At 51.9% G+C, this 14,006-nt stretch carries 19 protein-coding genes; 1 reads left to right on the top strand and 18 read right to left on the bottom strand.

Features of this window, described 5'->3' with window-relative positions; all coding sequences use genetic code 11:
- Window positions 1-18 precede the first annotated feature (18 nt).
- The 3 genes from pcp to Enr17x_RS11175 form a co-directional block, all read right to left on the bottom strand.
- Window positions 19-687 (bottom strand): pyroglutamyl-peptidase I, encoded by a 669-nt coding sequence (pcp, locus tag Enr17x_RS11185; protein WP_145308705.1) that lies wholly within the window; start codon window positions 685-687, stop codon window positions 19-21.
- A 129-nt stretch (window positions 688-816) separates the two neighbouring features.
- Window positions 817-2,322 carry an SDR family oxidoreductase gene (locus tag Enr17x_RS11180; RefSeq protein WP_145308704.1) on the bottom strand — a complete coding sequence of 502 codons (1,506 nt, stop codon included), beginning with the start codon at window positions 2,320-2,322 and terminating at the stop codon, window positions 817-819.
- A gap of 146 nt (window positions 2,323-2,468) precedes the next feature.
- The gene (locus Enr17x_RS11175) at window positions 2,469-3,101 is read right to left on the bottom strand and encodes a macro domain-containing protein (protein ID WP_145308703.1); all 633 of its coding nucleotides are present in this window, start codon (window positions 3,099-3,101) and stop codon (window positions 2,469-2,471) included.
- A 201-nt stretch (window positions 3,102-3,302) separates the two neighbouring features.
- Here Enr17x_RS11175 and Enr17x_RS11170 point away from each other — a divergent pair, with 201 nt between their 5' ends.
- Window positions 3,303-4,988 carry a right-handed parallel beta-helix repeat-containing protein gene (locus tag Enr17x_RS11170; protein ID WP_145308702.1) on the top strand — a complete coding sequence of 562 codons (1,686 nt, stop codon included), beginning with the start codon at window positions 3,303-3,305 and terminating at the stop codon, window positions 4,986-4,988.
- A gap of 276 nt (window positions 4,989-5,264) precedes the next feature.
- Here the strand turns inward: Enr17x_RS11170 and Enr17x_RS11165 are convergent, their stop codons facing one another.
- The 15 genes from Enr17x_RS11165 to Enr17x_RS11095 all read right to left on the bottom strand — a co-directional run bounded on the left by Enr17x_RS11165 (window position 5,265) and on the right by Enr17x_RS11095 (window position 14,004).
- Window positions 5,265-5,828 carry a prolyl hydroxylase family protein gene (locus Enr17x_RS11165; RefSeq protein ID WP_145308701.1) on the bottom strand — a complete coding sequence of 188 codons (564 nt, stop codon included), beginning with the start codon at window positions 5,826-5,828 and terminating at the stop codon, window positions 5,265-5,267.
- 214 nt (window positions 5,829-6,042) lie between these two features.
- Window positions 6,043-6,360: a hypothetical protein gene (locus tag Enr17x_RS11160; RefSeq protein WP_145308700.1), complete on the bottom strand. Its 318-nt coding sequence runs from the start codon at window positions 6,358-6,360 to the stop codon at window positions 6,043-6,045.
- Between the two features lie 14 nt (window positions 6,361-6,374).
- Window positions 6,375-6,878: a hypothetical protein gene (locus Enr17x_RS11155; protein ID WP_145308699.1), complete on the bottom strand. Its 504-nt coding sequence runs from the start codon at window positions 6,876-6,878 to the stop codon at window positions 6,375-6,377.
- A gap of 86 nt (window positions 6,879-6,964) precedes the next feature.
- The gene (locus Enr17x_RS11150; RefSeq protein ID WP_145308698.1) at window positions 6,965-7,612 is read right to left on the bottom strand and encodes a hypothetical protein; all 648 of its coding nucleotides are present in this window, start codon (window positions 7,610-7,612) and stop codon (window positions 6,965-6,967) included.
- Window positions 7,613-7,652: 40 nt separating this feature from the next.
- Window positions 7,653-7,895 carry a DUF6868 family protein gene (locus Enr17x_RS11145; protein WP_145308697.1) on the bottom strand — a complete coding sequence of 81 codons (243 nt, stop codon included), beginning with the start codon at window positions 7,893-7,895 and terminating at the stop codon, window positions 7,653-7,655.
- Between the two features lie 27 nt (window positions 7,896-7,922).
- Window positions 7,923-8,426: a hypothetical protein gene (locus tag Enr17x_RS11140; protein ID WP_145308696.1), complete on the bottom strand. Its 504-nt coding sequence runs from the start codon at window positions 8,424-8,426 to the stop codon at window positions 7,923-7,925.
- A 60-nt stretch (window positions 8,427-8,486) separates the two neighbouring features.
- Window positions 8,487-8,912: a hypothetical protein gene (locus Enr17x_RS11135; RefSeq protein WP_145308695.1), complete on the bottom strand. Its 426-nt coding sequence runs from the start codon at window positions 8,910-8,912 to the stop codon at window positions 8,487-8,489.
- A gap of 60 nt (window positions 8,913-8,972) precedes the next feature.
- A complete protein-coding gene (locus tag Enr17x_RS11130; protein WP_145308694.1) occupies window positions 8,973-9,608 on the bottom strand; it encodes a hypothetical protein in 636 nt (211 codons plus the stop codon).
- Between the two features lie 10 nt (window positions 9,609-9,618).
- Window positions 9,619-9,870 carry a DUF4282 domain-containing protein gene (locus tag Enr17x_RS11125; protein ID WP_145308692.1) on the bottom strand — a complete coding sequence of 84 codons (252 nt, stop codon included), beginning with the start codon at window positions 9,868-9,870 and terminating at the stop codon, window positions 9,619-9,621.
- A gap of 24 nt (window positions 9,871-9,894) precedes the next feature.
- Window positions 9,895-10,764, bottom strand: a complete 870-nt coding sequence (locus Enr17x_RS11120; RefSeq protein ID WP_145308690.1) for an alpha/beta fold hydrolase — start codon at window positions 10,762-10,764, stop codon at window positions 9,895-9,897.
- 22 nt (window positions 10,765-10,786) lie between these two features.
- Entirely contained in the window at window positions 10,787-11,587 is an 801-nt protein-coding gene (locus Enr17x_RS11115; RefSeq protein WP_145308688.1) for a hypothetical protein, read from the bottom strand.
- Window positions 11,588-11,778: 191 nt separating this feature from the next.
- Window positions 11,779-12,372 carry a DUF4291 domain-containing protein gene (locus tag Enr17x_RS11110; RefSeq protein ID WP_145308686.1) on the bottom strand — a complete coding sequence of 198 codons (594 nt, stop codon included), beginning with the start codon at window positions 12,370-12,372 and terminating at the stop codon, window positions 11,779-11,781.
- Window positions 12,373-12,463: 91 nt separating this feature from the next.
- Window positions 12,464-12,802, bottom strand: a complete 339-nt coding sequence (locus Enr17x_RS11105) for a VOC family protein (RefSeq protein ID WP_145308684.1) — start codon at window positions 12,800-12,802, stop codon at window positions 12,464-12,466.
- A gap of 78 nt (window positions 12,803-12,880) precedes the next feature.
- Window positions 12,881-13,390 carry a hypothetical protein gene (locus Enr17x_RS11100; protein ID WP_145308682.1) on the bottom strand — a complete coding sequence of 170 codons (510 nt, stop codon included), beginning with the start codon at window positions 13,388-13,390 and terminating at the stop codon, window positions 12,881-12,883.
- Window positions 13,391-13,404: 14 nt separating this feature from the next.
- Entirely contained in the window at window positions 13,405-14,004 is a 600-nt protein-coding gene (locus Enr17x_RS11095) for a hypothetical protein (protein WP_145308680.1), read from the bottom strand.
- Window positions 14,005-14,006: the final 2 nt, after the last annotated feature.

Raw genomic sequence — 14,006 nt, 5'->3', positions numbered from 1 at the left:
GCCGTTTCTCCCACGATGTCAAATCTGCAACCGCGAGGCACTCGGCTCATTAATATCTTCCAAGTGTTCCAACGCCGCCTGGATAGCCAGTTTCACCCCTGCCGTTGCAGTCTCAGCCGACATACTCGGCGCCCCCAGATTTTCCTCCAGCGCCGCCACACAAGGCAGGTGCGGCAGATGAATCCAGCCCGCGCGAATCGGCAATTGCTTCTGTGCGATGTGATGCAGAATGCCGTACATCAGGTGATTACAACCGAAGGTCCCCGCCGCATCTGAAATATCAGCTGGAATCCCTTCGGAACGCATCGCCTTGACCATCGCACGTAACGGCACTGTTGAATAATAGGCCACCGGTCCCTCCGGCGCCGTCAACACTCCCTGCGGTGCCGCCCCCGCATTGTCGGCCAACTGGTAGCGCGTTGCATCATTCAGATTCTGTGCCAGTCGCTCTACCGTAATCATTGAGCGGCCCCCGTATTCTCCCAGCATCACCACCAGCGAGGGTTGCAGTTCGGCGATCGCCGCGCTCACCACATCGATGCATTCAAAGAACACGTTCGGCACAATCCGCGAGACAATTTTCGCTTCGCCAATCACGGTCCCGTCCAGAGCCCGCGCCACGGACTCCGCCGGGTTCACGGGAGTATTTCCGAAAGGTCCGTAGCCTGTGAGTAATACGTTCGTCATCTCTGATCCCTCCCGGACCGGTTTCAAATGAAGTTTCGCAATGAATTTGTCTGTCTAATAGAGTACCGGTTCAGACGAACTCATTCCAGAGGGAATCAGAAACAGAGCAGGGAGGCCGCTGAATTTCAATCAGCCTTGCGAAATTGCATCGGGCGCGCGTCTCTCACTCTTCTGTGACGCGACGGCGATATTTTTCAGCATGCCAGAAAAGACAAAATGATGCAGCGGGCAGACCGCGTACCAGTAAATCCGGCCCCACAGACCAATCGGATCGAAAATCGCCGTCTGGGTGATCGTAGACGATACTTCGTCTCCCGTCACTTCAAACTCCAGCCAGGCACGTCCGGGCAGCTTCATCTCGGCAGACAGCCGCAACAGATGATTCGGCTCATACGCTTCCACCCGCCAGAAATCGACCGTGTCGCCCACCCGCAGGTTCTCGGCGTGCGCACGACCGCGACGCACGCCAATCCCCCCCACCAGTAAATCGAGCGCCCCGCGCAGATGCCAGAGCCAGTTGCAGGCATACCAGCCGGTTTCACCCCCGATGCGTTGAATGGGCTGAAACGCAATTTCAGGTGGTTGGTTCACTTCGATACTTCGCAAATCAACGAGCCGTGAGCCAAAGCGGACGCCCACCCAGGCCGGTAGCGCGCCCGAAGAAGAGAGCGCGTCCGACCAGCGTGTCTCGGCGAACTCCTGGTCTTCATTGACCAGCGCACGGCGGATCGCCGCCTCAATTCCCATCGGCTGAATGTCAAACGCCGCCAGCGCACTCTGATCCTGGACGACCGTCGAATGCACGATGCTCTGAATCAGCTTGCGACCAATGCGTGCGTACAACGGAGTCACCAGACCCAGCCAGAGACTCGAAAGATAAGGCGTGAGCACGGGTACCGGAATCATCCGCACGCGCGTGCCGCGGCACTTCGCATACACGCGCATGATCTCGGCGTAAGACACCTGATCGGCGCCCCCGATTTCAAACACCCGGCTCTGCGTAAATAGCATTTCGAGCGCCCCGATCAGGTAGGCGATTAAATCCTCAATGGCGATCGGCTGGGCCGCCCGCATCACCCATTTGGGCGTAATCATGATTGGCAGCCGTTCCACCAGCGAGCGGATCATCTCAAACGACAAGCTTCCCGAACCGATCACAATCGACGCGCGAAATTCCAGCACAGGCACGCCTGTCGCACCTAAAATCTGCCCCACTTCCTGTCGACTCCGCAGGTGTGCCGATAGCTCTTCGTCCTCGTTTCCCAGTCCACCCAGATAAATAATCCGCTCGACGCCCGCCTCTCGGGCCGCCTCCGCGAAATTGCGGGCCGCCTGACGATCATTTTCTTCAAACGAACCTTTCGCCCCCATCGAATGGATCAGATAGTAGGCCACCTTCACGCCCTCCAGCGCCGGGTCCAGGCTCGCTCGATCCAGAACATCGCCGGCGACCACTTCCGTCGTCTCTGCCAGCTTCGGTTCCAAAATCTCCGGCCGCCGCGCCAGACAACGCAGCTTCGCCCCGCGCTGCTCCAGCGCCAGCAACAACCGACCGCCCACGTATCCCGTCGCCCCGGTCAATAAGATCAACCCGGCCTCATCAAGATCCTCATTTGCTTTGTGATTCTCCGACACGTTTCACCCATATAATCAGAACAGAAGTCAAAACGGGACAGCGGGGATTCGATTATTTCCGCGGGATTATAGTCGGCCGTCCCCGGATGATGAGTCTTGAATTCGGAATTTCAGAGAATTGCAGGGGAATCTGAAAGGCAAACAGGTCAACGAATGACCAACTGCCCCTGATCGTAGGCAATCGCTTTCTGCCGCCGGATCACCATATCCCAGTCCATCCGGTGCGGCGGATCCAGATAATGCTGATAGGCGACCGCCATCTGCCGGGCTACTTCCTGAAAAGGCACACCACCAAAGCCGGCCCCCATCGCGGGGAACACAAGGGTTTTAATTTTCGCGTCTTCATTCTCACGTTGACTGACGTTGTGCTGATACACGGCCAGCAGCGACGCCCAGGTCGCCGCATACACTTTATCGGTCCCCGAGATCGAGCCGGGCACACGCATCGTCGGGCTATGCGCGACATACGGATAATCGGGATTGCCCGTCGGCTCGATGAACGACGTCCCCAGTGGCTGCTCGCCCAGATACGCGTCCATAATCCGATGTTGAATCCGCCGCATCAGATCTTCGCCGTGAAAATGTACAACGGCTGCATCGATGCCCGCGTTCATAATTCCAAACGCATTTGCCGCCGTCACAAAACAGTCGTGCGTAGGCAGGTCTTCAAAGCGGCTCTCAATCACCGTTACGCGAGGGAGATTTTGAAAGCGATCGCGAAACGCGTCGCACATTTCAGTTTGAGGATGAATCAACCAGAGATCAATGGGCAATGCCATAAGTCAGAAGGGGTCCTTTCTAAATGACGCGCCCGACTTTATAACACAGCTTTGTTCAGGTGACAAGTCGGCAGTCACCAGAGTTTCCTAAAACAGCTTCGCGTCCGTTTCCCCCCTTGATCGGCAGAGTTATTCTGGTAGCTTTATAGATAGAGAGACATTATAGAATCCATCATCGGTTCCAAAAAGGGAGACGCTGCGATGTGCTCAAGCAACGATCACCAACAGGCAAATATCCGCCGCTTACGACTACTGGGAACAGGCATCCTGTGCGTTCCCCTACTCGCAGTTTCCTCCCTCGCCGCCGAAACGATCCGCGTGCCGGAACAGCACGCAACGATCCAGTCCGCCGTTGATGCCGCACAAGCAGGCGATACCGTTCTGGTTGCCCCCGGAACCTACAAAGAACGCATCAAACTCAAACCAGGCATTAGCCTGAAAAGTGTCGGCGACGACACGAAAGGCGCGCTCGGCTTAAAACGGGCTGAAGCCACCATCATCGACGGCGGCGGAGAGCAGGGGGAGGGAGCCGGCGTCACAATGGCCGAGCGCAACACGCTCGACGGGTTCACCGTCACCAACGTCGGCCTGTATGACGATGCGAAATGGAACAAACATCACGCCACGCACGGCGAAGAGCAGTCACACGAACACATCGGCGCACCGGGCACCGCCGGCATCGGTATCATCGGCGTGACCTGCACAGTCACCAATAACATTGTGCATCATATCGGCTATACGGGCATCGCCATCCAGAGCGCCCCCAGCAAACGCTGTTCGCCCCACATCTATCGCAACGTCACCTACCGCAACATGGGGGGCGGCATCGGTTCGATGCAGAAGTCGACCGCCGTCATCGAAGAAAACATCTGCTTCCAGAACTTCTACGCCGGCATCGGTCACGACGACGCCAGCCCGACCGTCATCAACAATACCTGCTACGAAAACATCCGCGCCGGTATCGGCATCAGTGAAGGCTCGCACGCGCTGGTTCGCGGCAATAAATGTTATCACAACCGCCGCGCCGGCATCGGCGTGCGGACCGGCGGCGAGACGCGTCCCATCATCGAAAACAACGAGTGTTACGAAAACGACATGGCGGGCATCGGCACGCGGGAAGAAGCAGCGCCGCTCATTCGCAACAATCGCTGTTATAAAAACAAACTCGCGGGCATCGGCTCGCGCACTCACGCCACGCCCACGATTGTCGGCAACGAATGTTTTGAAAACGGACAATCCGGCATCGGCCAGCAGAGCGACGCCGTCACCATGCTGATCAACAATTTTTGTCACCACAACAAAGCCTCCGGCATCGGTTTCGCTCCCTGCAAAGCGGGCCGCTCGACTTTGATCAACAACCGCATCATCGACAACGCCCGGGTCGCGGTCGGCGTCAACGGGGGCTGGACCGTACGTCTGGTGGGCAATGAACTCTCACGCAAAGGGGGCATGCCCCCCATCATGATGGTTTTCAATGGGTCCGAGGTCACACTCACCGACAACATCATCCGCGGCGGCGGGGTCGCCGGGATTCGCGTCGCCGGTAAGATTCGCGCCGAAAACAACGAATTCGCAGGGACCTCACTCCGCAAGGTCGGCCCCCCCAACTTCGGAGTCTGGGCACTCCCCGGTTCCTACGTCACCCTGATCGCCAACAAATTCCATCACTGGCGACACGCGCTGCAGGCCAGCGAAGCGACGGTTCTCGCGACCCGAAACAAAATCAGCAACTTCCACGGCACCGCCCTGGTGATCCAGAATGCAAAAGTCCCCGCGAATGTCTTCGACAATACTGCAGTCTCAGTCAACCCGAAAGACAAAGTGGTCTCGATCAGCGGCGACGCCGGCATGGTGCAGGGGAATGAGTTACAAAAGCCAACCGATTAATTGCTAGTGGGTCTTAAAAGGCAAAGTAGTCAATCTAATGAAAATTAAAAAACGTATTTTCCATTTCGTTTTCTTTACTTTGACGTTTTTTACCAGCGTTTTTTTAATTCTGATCGTGTTTTTTGATATTTGCGACTTATCATCGTTTCCAGCACCTTACGGAATGCTTATTTTAACTGTTTCATTTTTTGGGTCGGTTGCTTTGCCAATGATTGTTGTCATCATTTTACCAGGTGAGGATTGATGAAAGTTAGAATCATAAAATGTGTCAGCGACTTAGATCTTTGACCTGCGATACATCAGATCGGTGCGTGCCACGTATTTGACACCTTCTGTCACTAAGGTGCCTTCATGCATCAGGGGGTGTTGAAAAAGCAGCCCCATTCCCGTTTGGGGTTGAATGGCCACTTCCGGCTCTGTGACAAATGTGGTCGCCCCGCCGGTAAAATCTTCGTTAAGATAGACCAGAAATGAATAGCAACTTTGCTCATATTCATTGCGATAGAATGAACCATCGGCGTGCGTACGGAACTGCATGCCGGGCTTGTAACGGTAACACCGAAAGCGTTCGTTTGCTCCCACAAGCGACATGTTGTGAATTTCTTTGGGTGCCCGATCGCCAACACGCTCCAGTAGCGTTTCGGCCAACTCTGGATCATCGAACATCACCCGGTCATTATTGCGAACGTTCGGATTCACTTCAGTACCCGAGACCGTGTTGATAGTCGCAATTTCAGGCTTGAGTCGTTCGATTCGCTCAATGAGTTGCGCACATTCCTCTGGTGATAAGAGATCGGGAATTTCGAGGATGTAGGGCTGATTCGAATCAATTTTAAACATGCAATCTCACTCAAAAAGTCTGGTTTACTTATTGGAAAACTACGGTTTAGAAGCTCGCTCTCTTGAAGAATATTATAGCATGAATGGGGAATATATTCGCCGTTGATTTCTGCGAAAGACGCATCGATTTTCAGGACACCAACTGGAGAATGGAATCAGGATATGACACGTTGATTCCCGAGAAGGTTCGAAAAATAAAAGCGTATTCACAGCGTCAGGATTTCTCCCAGACAAACCTGTCCTGCTGCCACTTCAACTCTCGGCAGAGCCCGGCAATTCGTTTCGTTTTATGATACGTTCTGGCGTGAGTATCGATGCGGACAACATGAAAACCAGGCTGGTTTTCTTTCGTATTCCATTGAACCAGAGCAACGTACCTCTGATCCGGGCTGACAGCTTTCAGGTCCTGCCAGTTTCCCAGCGATAACGCAGGAATCCATTCGCCCGACATCTGCAGATCGCATCGGTTCCAGAGAGATCCCTGTCGCAGTTCCTGTCTGTTCTTAAATCGAATGCGGAGTCGCTGTTTCATAAAGAATGCGCTTTTCACTCCTCAAACTGCTGCAGGTGATGTTCAAGTTCATCCCACTCTTTGCTCACATGTTGATGGACTTCCGGATCGGAATAATAAGGATGACCGCTGGCGACACAGGCATCGATTGATTCTTTCACCTGAGTGATCAACGGCAACACGCGTGGTGCCAGTTCCCGGACTACCGGCAGGCAGTCCTCGGTAAACTGAAACTGAATTGCCGCTCCCAGCCCCAATACCTGACACCATTCACTCCCGTGCTCTTCGCTCCAGACCGGCGTCACCAGCAGATAGCGTTCGAGCACCGGAAAATAATAAACAAACGCCTTCGCCCCCATCCACATGAAATCTTCCGCATATGCACTGGGATTCTCCAAAAATTTCTGGTACGCCTCTGACAGAGTCAAGCCGCCAAAGTTTTCCCAAGCCACCAGTGCATCCAGATCCCCTTCATGAGGATCAAAATCCCGTTCAACGGGCAGGGGACCGGATCGATCCTGAAATTGTTTTTGTGACATACTTCTGCAAATTTCTCTTAAACTTAACTCACCCCAACATCAAAAGCGCTCGCCGGGGGTTCCTGTTCGAAAACCAGATCATCCCATCAGTCAGCCTGAAGTATTGTGCCGATCGCACAACTCAAAATAAAATTCATGCAACCGAAGAATACTCCCACGACCGCTAAAAGATTCCAGCGGCTGTCGAAATAATTCGATACAAAAACATATCCACACACCGCCAGGTAAGACAACGTCCAGCCCAGAGCCAGAATCCATTCCATATCATCCGCAGCAGGTCCTTCCCAATAAATGAAAGGTTGTCGCTGTGATCGATCATTTCGTAGATGAGTTGCCGCAAAGTATAACACTCCTGTCCCCGCTAAACCAAATACAGCCGTAAAAATAGCCGGTTTTGCATTTTTGATTGGTTTCTCTTTCTGATAAACCGAGGAGCTATTCCAGACCAATTTACGTTTCAGCCTTAATGGCAAGACGAATCGCAATAGCCAAAGCAGGATAAATAGATCTGCGGTAGTTGCAGTGGGAAAGAAAATAAATTCATAGACCCCCTCTGAACCCGAAGGGGACAGAAACGGAAAAACGATCGGTTCTCCCATTCTTCGATTCGCTTCATTGACTGCCAGCCCAAATAAAGTAAACGGCCAAGACCAAATGCAATAAACAATTATAAGAGACCGAATGCTAAATATGATTTCTGAATTGTCTGTAACCTCGTTCTCAGTCTCAGTCATAAGCTTGCTTTTCAAGATTCTGGGAACCAACGAGTTCAACTCACCCCAACATCAACAGCGCCAGATAAGGCACTAAACTAAACACAATAAACAGCAATTTGAACGCACCGATAAAGGAATAGATCACCACATCAAACGTCTCGCGTGGCATCGGAAACCAGTTACTCTGCACGCGGTACACCAGATTCGGCGCAAACAGGCAGAACAGGGACCAGAAAATCAACAGGCCGCCATTGAAAATGGTACACCACATAAAAAATGAGGTTATTGTCTCAAGATCCATATCGATACTCCTTCACCACTCGGCAGTTTAAAGACGTTGTTTCAAAATATTCCGCACCCGCGCTTTGACCGACGCCGCTTCGTCTTCGAGCGCCTGTTCCAGCAGTTGATCCGCCTCGGCTTTGAATTGCGGATGCTGCAGCGAAAGTTCATAAAACCCGTTATAGGCCCAGGCCCGCACAAATTTGTTTTCACTCGGCAGACAACGCCGCAGAAACGCTTCGACCTGTTTTACGTCCCGTTTCCCAATCGTCAGATAAGGCAGAGACTGCAGCAGGTGTAACCGGGTTTCCCACTCTTCCACTTCAGACAGAGACTGAAACACCCGTTTGACCTCAGCCGAGGACAACACGCCCCCTTCTTCCAGATACAGTTTCAACAGCCAGCTCGCCCCCCGCGCGAGATTCGGTTCTTTCAACAGTGGAATGAGAGCCGCACCGAACTCAGCTTCCAGGCCGTGACAATCATAAATCGCCTGCAACGCCTCGGCCGATTTCCCGTCCCAGTTCGCGATTTCCTGTTGGAGTTTCATTACTCATATCTTCTCGTTTAAAAGTCACATTACATTTTCTTGGTATGATGATTTGATCATTCAGTCAAAAACAACGTGATTCAGTGTACTTTGCCCCACAGTCTCTGATAATCCAAATTTATAATGTTGATTTTCTAACAAAAGGATAAACCCCATTTTATCTTTTGTCTGTTGTGCAAAAGGGAAGTAAGCCGCTTTTCGTTTATCATAAGTTCCAAACTGTGGCTGTATTTTCAAAGCAGTCTGAAAGCGTTTCAAAAGTACTTCTTTTTTTTCGCTAAGGATCTTTTTGTAAGGACCTTTTCTTCTCGCTTCAGGAATTTTATGTACTTCATCTGTAAACATTTTTTTATAGAAGCCCTCATAGTCTTCTGTCTTCAATAGTTTTATGCCTAACTTTAGCGCGTCATGCGGAGTATTTTCTTCTGTATCTTCTGCAAGCATAAATGAAGTACAACAAAGAATAATCAAAATCATTGATCTCATTTTTTATTCATTCCAGTTTATAAATTACCTTGTGTTGTCGAAGTCAATTCATTCAAAAGTTTAATCCGTAGAAGTCATCTCGCACCATATACTATACTTAATGACGTTTGGCAATACGATTAGACCGGCAATTAAACATACCACGCTGGCACAAAACGCATAGATACCTGACAAAACACCTGGCATCTGCTCCATGCCACACAAGAGATACTTTGCATAAACAATCTGCGGAGAATCAGCTAACGCAGGCACCCCCGTTTCCACGGAAATGGTCGCCTGATATTTTCCTTCAGCGAAGGTGGGAAGATCAACCAGCACAATCTCCCGATTCAATGTACCATGAGGGTTATGAACCTTAAACGATTGATTGACGACTTCTTCACCCGTTTGATCTTTGATCACAATCGAACCGGAAAGTCCTTGAAAAAGTTCTTCCAGCGTCTCTTCCTGTTCCTCCCCGAGATCACACTCCAGCATCATGTACTCGCCATGTGAGACCGAGCAGGTCTGATGAAATGGAACCGTCACGGACCCCGGCTGCGACAGATCGATTTTCGTTTCCAGTGGTCTGGCAGTCGTCCACTGGTGATACTGCGAATTGAAGTACTCAGACGCTTTCACAAACACAACGGCTCCGACCAGTGAAATCACCGCCAGCAACAAACCCAATATTCTGCCAAACGCCAGATGTCGCATCACACCGATCCTATTTTTCTGCCATCTTTTTTACGTTGTCATGAATTTTGAACAACACGATCAGCAGTTCACACCAGATCCGGGCACCGACCGCACCAGTGACCATCATTAACAAACCGACGATCAGTTTCTCAAAGGAGAACCCGAAACCACCGAAAATAGTTTTCAAACCGGAAATCAGCACGACCACCAGCATCAGCCAATAGACGAACGTAATCACTTTCGGTGTCAGCATCGAATCAAAAAAGAGGACGTCACGCATGTCAGTTTTCCTTTTCATTGAAGTTCAAATTCGTTCATCGTCTGTCCGCAGTGTATCACAAAATTCCCGCACGGCTAAATTAAACGCCCGTGGGTTTTCCAGAAACATGAAATGGCTGCCGCCTGCGTCCGCGTCGATCATCACAACGTCTGCCCCATGAATCTGCTCCGCAATCCAGGGCATCACAGCCGGTCCCAGATGGCTGGCTTCGCCGCCGATACACAGGGTAGGCAATGTGATTCGCGGCAGCAGATCGTGATAATCGGCTTCACTCACACTGAGCAGCAGTTGGGCCGCATACGTGCGGGGGAATTTCAGACTCTCCTGAATCACTTCCAACAGTTCCGCTTCCGAAAACGATTTCGTAAACATGCTCGCCAGAAACTCAGCTGACTTCCCGGGACCCTCATGTCCTCCCACGAGTTCCGCCTGTGCCAGCAGTTCGTCTCCCCCCACCTCAGCACCATAGTGGCGGCATTGTTCGTCAGACCATTCGGGCCGACGGAGACGAGCGACCATCTGATCGCAGAAAATCAACCCGCGAATCCCCGTTTCACCGAACAGATCCAGATAACTCCAGATCACGGCACAACCCGCGGAATGACCGAGCAAAATCACATCACTCAGTTCCAGCGCCTGCAGAAATTCGCGCAGATCCTTCGCCAGCCGTGAGACGCGGTAACCATAATCGGGCTTTGCCGACTCGCCATGCCCGCGGTAATCGAGCGCCAGACAACGATAAGAGTCGCTCAATTCATCGAGCTGCTTATGAAACAGCGCCGCCGTCAGCGACCAGCCCGGCAACAGGACCAGCGTCGGCCCCACACCTGCCTCCAGATAATGCAGTTCGACACCATCGGACGTCGTAAAGGTTCTTGAATCCGTGTTTGACATGGTTCCCTTTCCCGCTCTGAGTTCATCCGTCCGTCAGTTTCAGTTCCTCGGGAGTAAATGCCCGCGATCCGCATTCGTTGATACACTTCTCAAACGTATCAAAATCGAATGCGGTCAGGGAAGGGCTGCCATACCAGTCATCACTGAATTTCCGGTTGCCAAATTTGCGAAAGCGTTCCGCATAGGGTTTGAGAGTCTTGTGTTCGATCCCCGTGTTTTTCGCATGTTTGTCCCGATGGAAAAACGTCGTCAGTTCCAGATCCGACAGCGGCTGACTGGTATCGAGCAGCTTCCGAATCAAGGCCGCATCGTCCGTTTTCGACAGGTTGGGACAGACAAACAGATAGGTCAACCCGCCACGACGTTCCAGTCCCCACATGATCACAGGCACCTGCTTGCCGTTCTGTTTGGTGAAGACCAGATAGTCGCCGACCTCAAACAACAGTTTTTTCGGTGCACGATTTTTCTTCCGCGATACCGGTTTCGTTTTCGGTTTATTCAATCTGGTCAGAAACCGTTTGAGGACTTTCTTCCGTTCCGGATACAGGTCGTCCCATTCCGCCGCCGTCGCATCGCGGTCCAGCATGTCCTGAATCTGATCCGCCAGTTCCACCACCGGCTCTCCCACACTCCACAGACACTCGGCCAGGGTCGTCAGAAACAGTTCCCGGTCCAGCGCGCTGAGAATTTCTCCCTCGTACTCCTCCGTCAATTCCTCGCGCAACGCAGCTGGCGAGGCCCCGGCATCAAAGCGTTCGAAAAAGTCATCAAAAATGTCCCAGGCAAAATCGCTGTCAACAATTTTGACTCCATCAATGGCCATCCCGGTACTCCTTTCAGACTGTATCCAGTTTTACTGTAGCGTCTCCAGGGCAATTTGGACCGAGTAGATTAGATTGAAATACGCTATGATTAAATGTGACGCGATCTAGAGCAACACGACGAACGTAACGCGGAACAGAAATTTCCCGCCGACATGATTCACCAAGCAGCAGGCATTACTTGTAATCAATATCAGCGGGAAATCAACAACTTTCGCCCCCATTCCGCAGGCACCGGATAAACTTTTTCTTCAGGCAGATAACGCTTCAGACTTTTACTGCTCCTCTTTCGGATCTGATTCAGTTTGCGTACCAGAGGCGTCAGGTCTTTAATACCCACGATCCACTCATCCACAAACTCTTGAATGATGTGCCTGCTCAAGCCAACCTGAATACTGAAACAGGACAGGGCCGCCCCCCGTGGACTCCGCTCGGTATCCCATTGAATATGTACGGAAGCCTGATTGAATTCCTGTTCCCACGTTTTTCCCGATGCATATACCTGCTTTTCGGGCGACGTCAGCATACCCTGCGACAACGCTTTCTCCCAACCCTCACGTCTGATCCGCACAGCCAGAATCCGCGTCTGTCCCGATTTCTGCCCCCAGTTGCTGCGATGCATCAACCACAGAAACGAAGGTTTGATCCACGTCATCCGCTGAAACGAAAACGGTGCGACAAACTTCTGCGCCTTCAATGCCGCATCGGCAATCTGCGACGAGTAAGCCTGATACACGACGATCGACTCACGATCATAGTCAGCGCGAATTTCATACAGGCTCGTCATCTTTTTTTCTCACTCGGTTTTAACCAGTCAGTTCCATCATACAGAACACCCCAATCAGCCCCGGTTCCTCCCCATTCTGTTTTTATCCCGATTAGGAAAGTACGACTTTCCTTCCCTCCGGATCTTGAACGACATACACAAAAGACTCCGCGTGTTGGAGCACGTTGCAAATGCCAATCCCGGCTCGATCAAGGCTCTCTCTCAGATCACCCTCGAATGACAGCTGAAACCCCAGCCGCGTCAGCTCTAATTCGGCTCCCTCGCTCAGTGGATACAGTTCAAACACCATTCCTTCCAGCTGCGCTGCATAATGCACGGGCCCCGTTCGATGCTGCTCTTGCTGGAATTCAAACCCCAGTTGCTCATAAAAGCGTTTACAAGCTTCCAGATCTCGACAACGCAATACCAGCAGATTCAATTGAGCAGCCATGAGTTCTCTCGCATCAGGGAAACAGACAGTGATTGACACCAGTCAAGACACAACAGCCCGGCTCACGTTCGCCACAAATCAGGCAGATTCGCAGAGTGACTCATAGAGTTCGAGTTGGTCCTGAAATGACTGTCCCGAGTGTGGCCCGGCCTCTTCTGTTGCGACGGAGAAAGTTCCCTCACGAACCGCCTGCAATCGGGTCAGAACCCAACCGACTTCACCGTCAAACAGAGTCAGATCAAACCGAGTCAGAATGAGTGCAGGTGACGCTTCCGGGACACGTTGATGCTGAATTACCAACCAGGCGCCCGCGGGCACAATAGCCATGCCTGTGAGTCGCCGCTGCAATGTCTCCAGAATAGCGGATGAGAGTGACCAATCCTGAAGCAACGCCGCCACAGCAAAGCCCAGCAGGCGATCCCGCCAGTTCACTTCCTCAATCAGCTGCAGTGCCAGACCTCGATCCAGGTTATCCCGCATCTGACAGAACCGATCTAGATCAGCCAGAAACGTCGGATCATCTAAAGCAGGATGGATCAGACTTTGGTAGAAAAGTCCGGTTGTTTGAACCAGTTGTTCGGGAGTCATGCTCACTCTTGTTTTCAAGACTCGAACCAGAAAGTCAAACGCACTTCCATCGGACTTGATTCCTGATCGAATACTTCCATGGCCTGCATCAAGGCCCGAAACTCGATATCCACGTCATCTAAAGGCAACTTGAAATGGTCCAGGGCTTGTTTGATCTCTTCGAGCGTCAACCACCCCATATTATGTAAGTACGGCTTTGAAACCACGTTCCACAAGGGTGTTTTCTCTGAGTACGGCCAGAACGCAGCGACTTTCCCATAATGGGCCAATCCTGCTTCGACCCGCTGCTTCGCTTCTGATTTCGAAATAGTCTGATAACCAACGGGAATTCGGGGATCGATATCAGCAGGGTTGATCATCAGGTCATAATATTCGAGCGCCACTTCATAACTGAGATCCCTCGGAATGCCGCGGGGAGGGATCAAGGCATGTCGATCGACCTCTGCGGGGTCCAACCGATCACTCCTTCCGTTCGCCAGTGCGTCGAACAGATCATAATCCCGCCCCATCCAGAACCTTCCCAATATCCAGGGAGGCTCTTCCGGTCTGCCGGAAAAGCCGGGCGACTCATCACGAAATTTTTTTTCAACAAACGCAGTAATATCCGTACCCACAA

It is taken from the genome of Gimesia fumaroli (assembly GCF_007754425.1).
Taxonomy (GTDB): domain Bacteria; phylum Planctomycetota; class Planctomycetia; order Planctomycetales; family Planctomycetaceae; genus Gimesia; species Gimesia fumaroli.
This window is presented reverse-complemented; position numbering and strand designations above follow the sequence as displayed.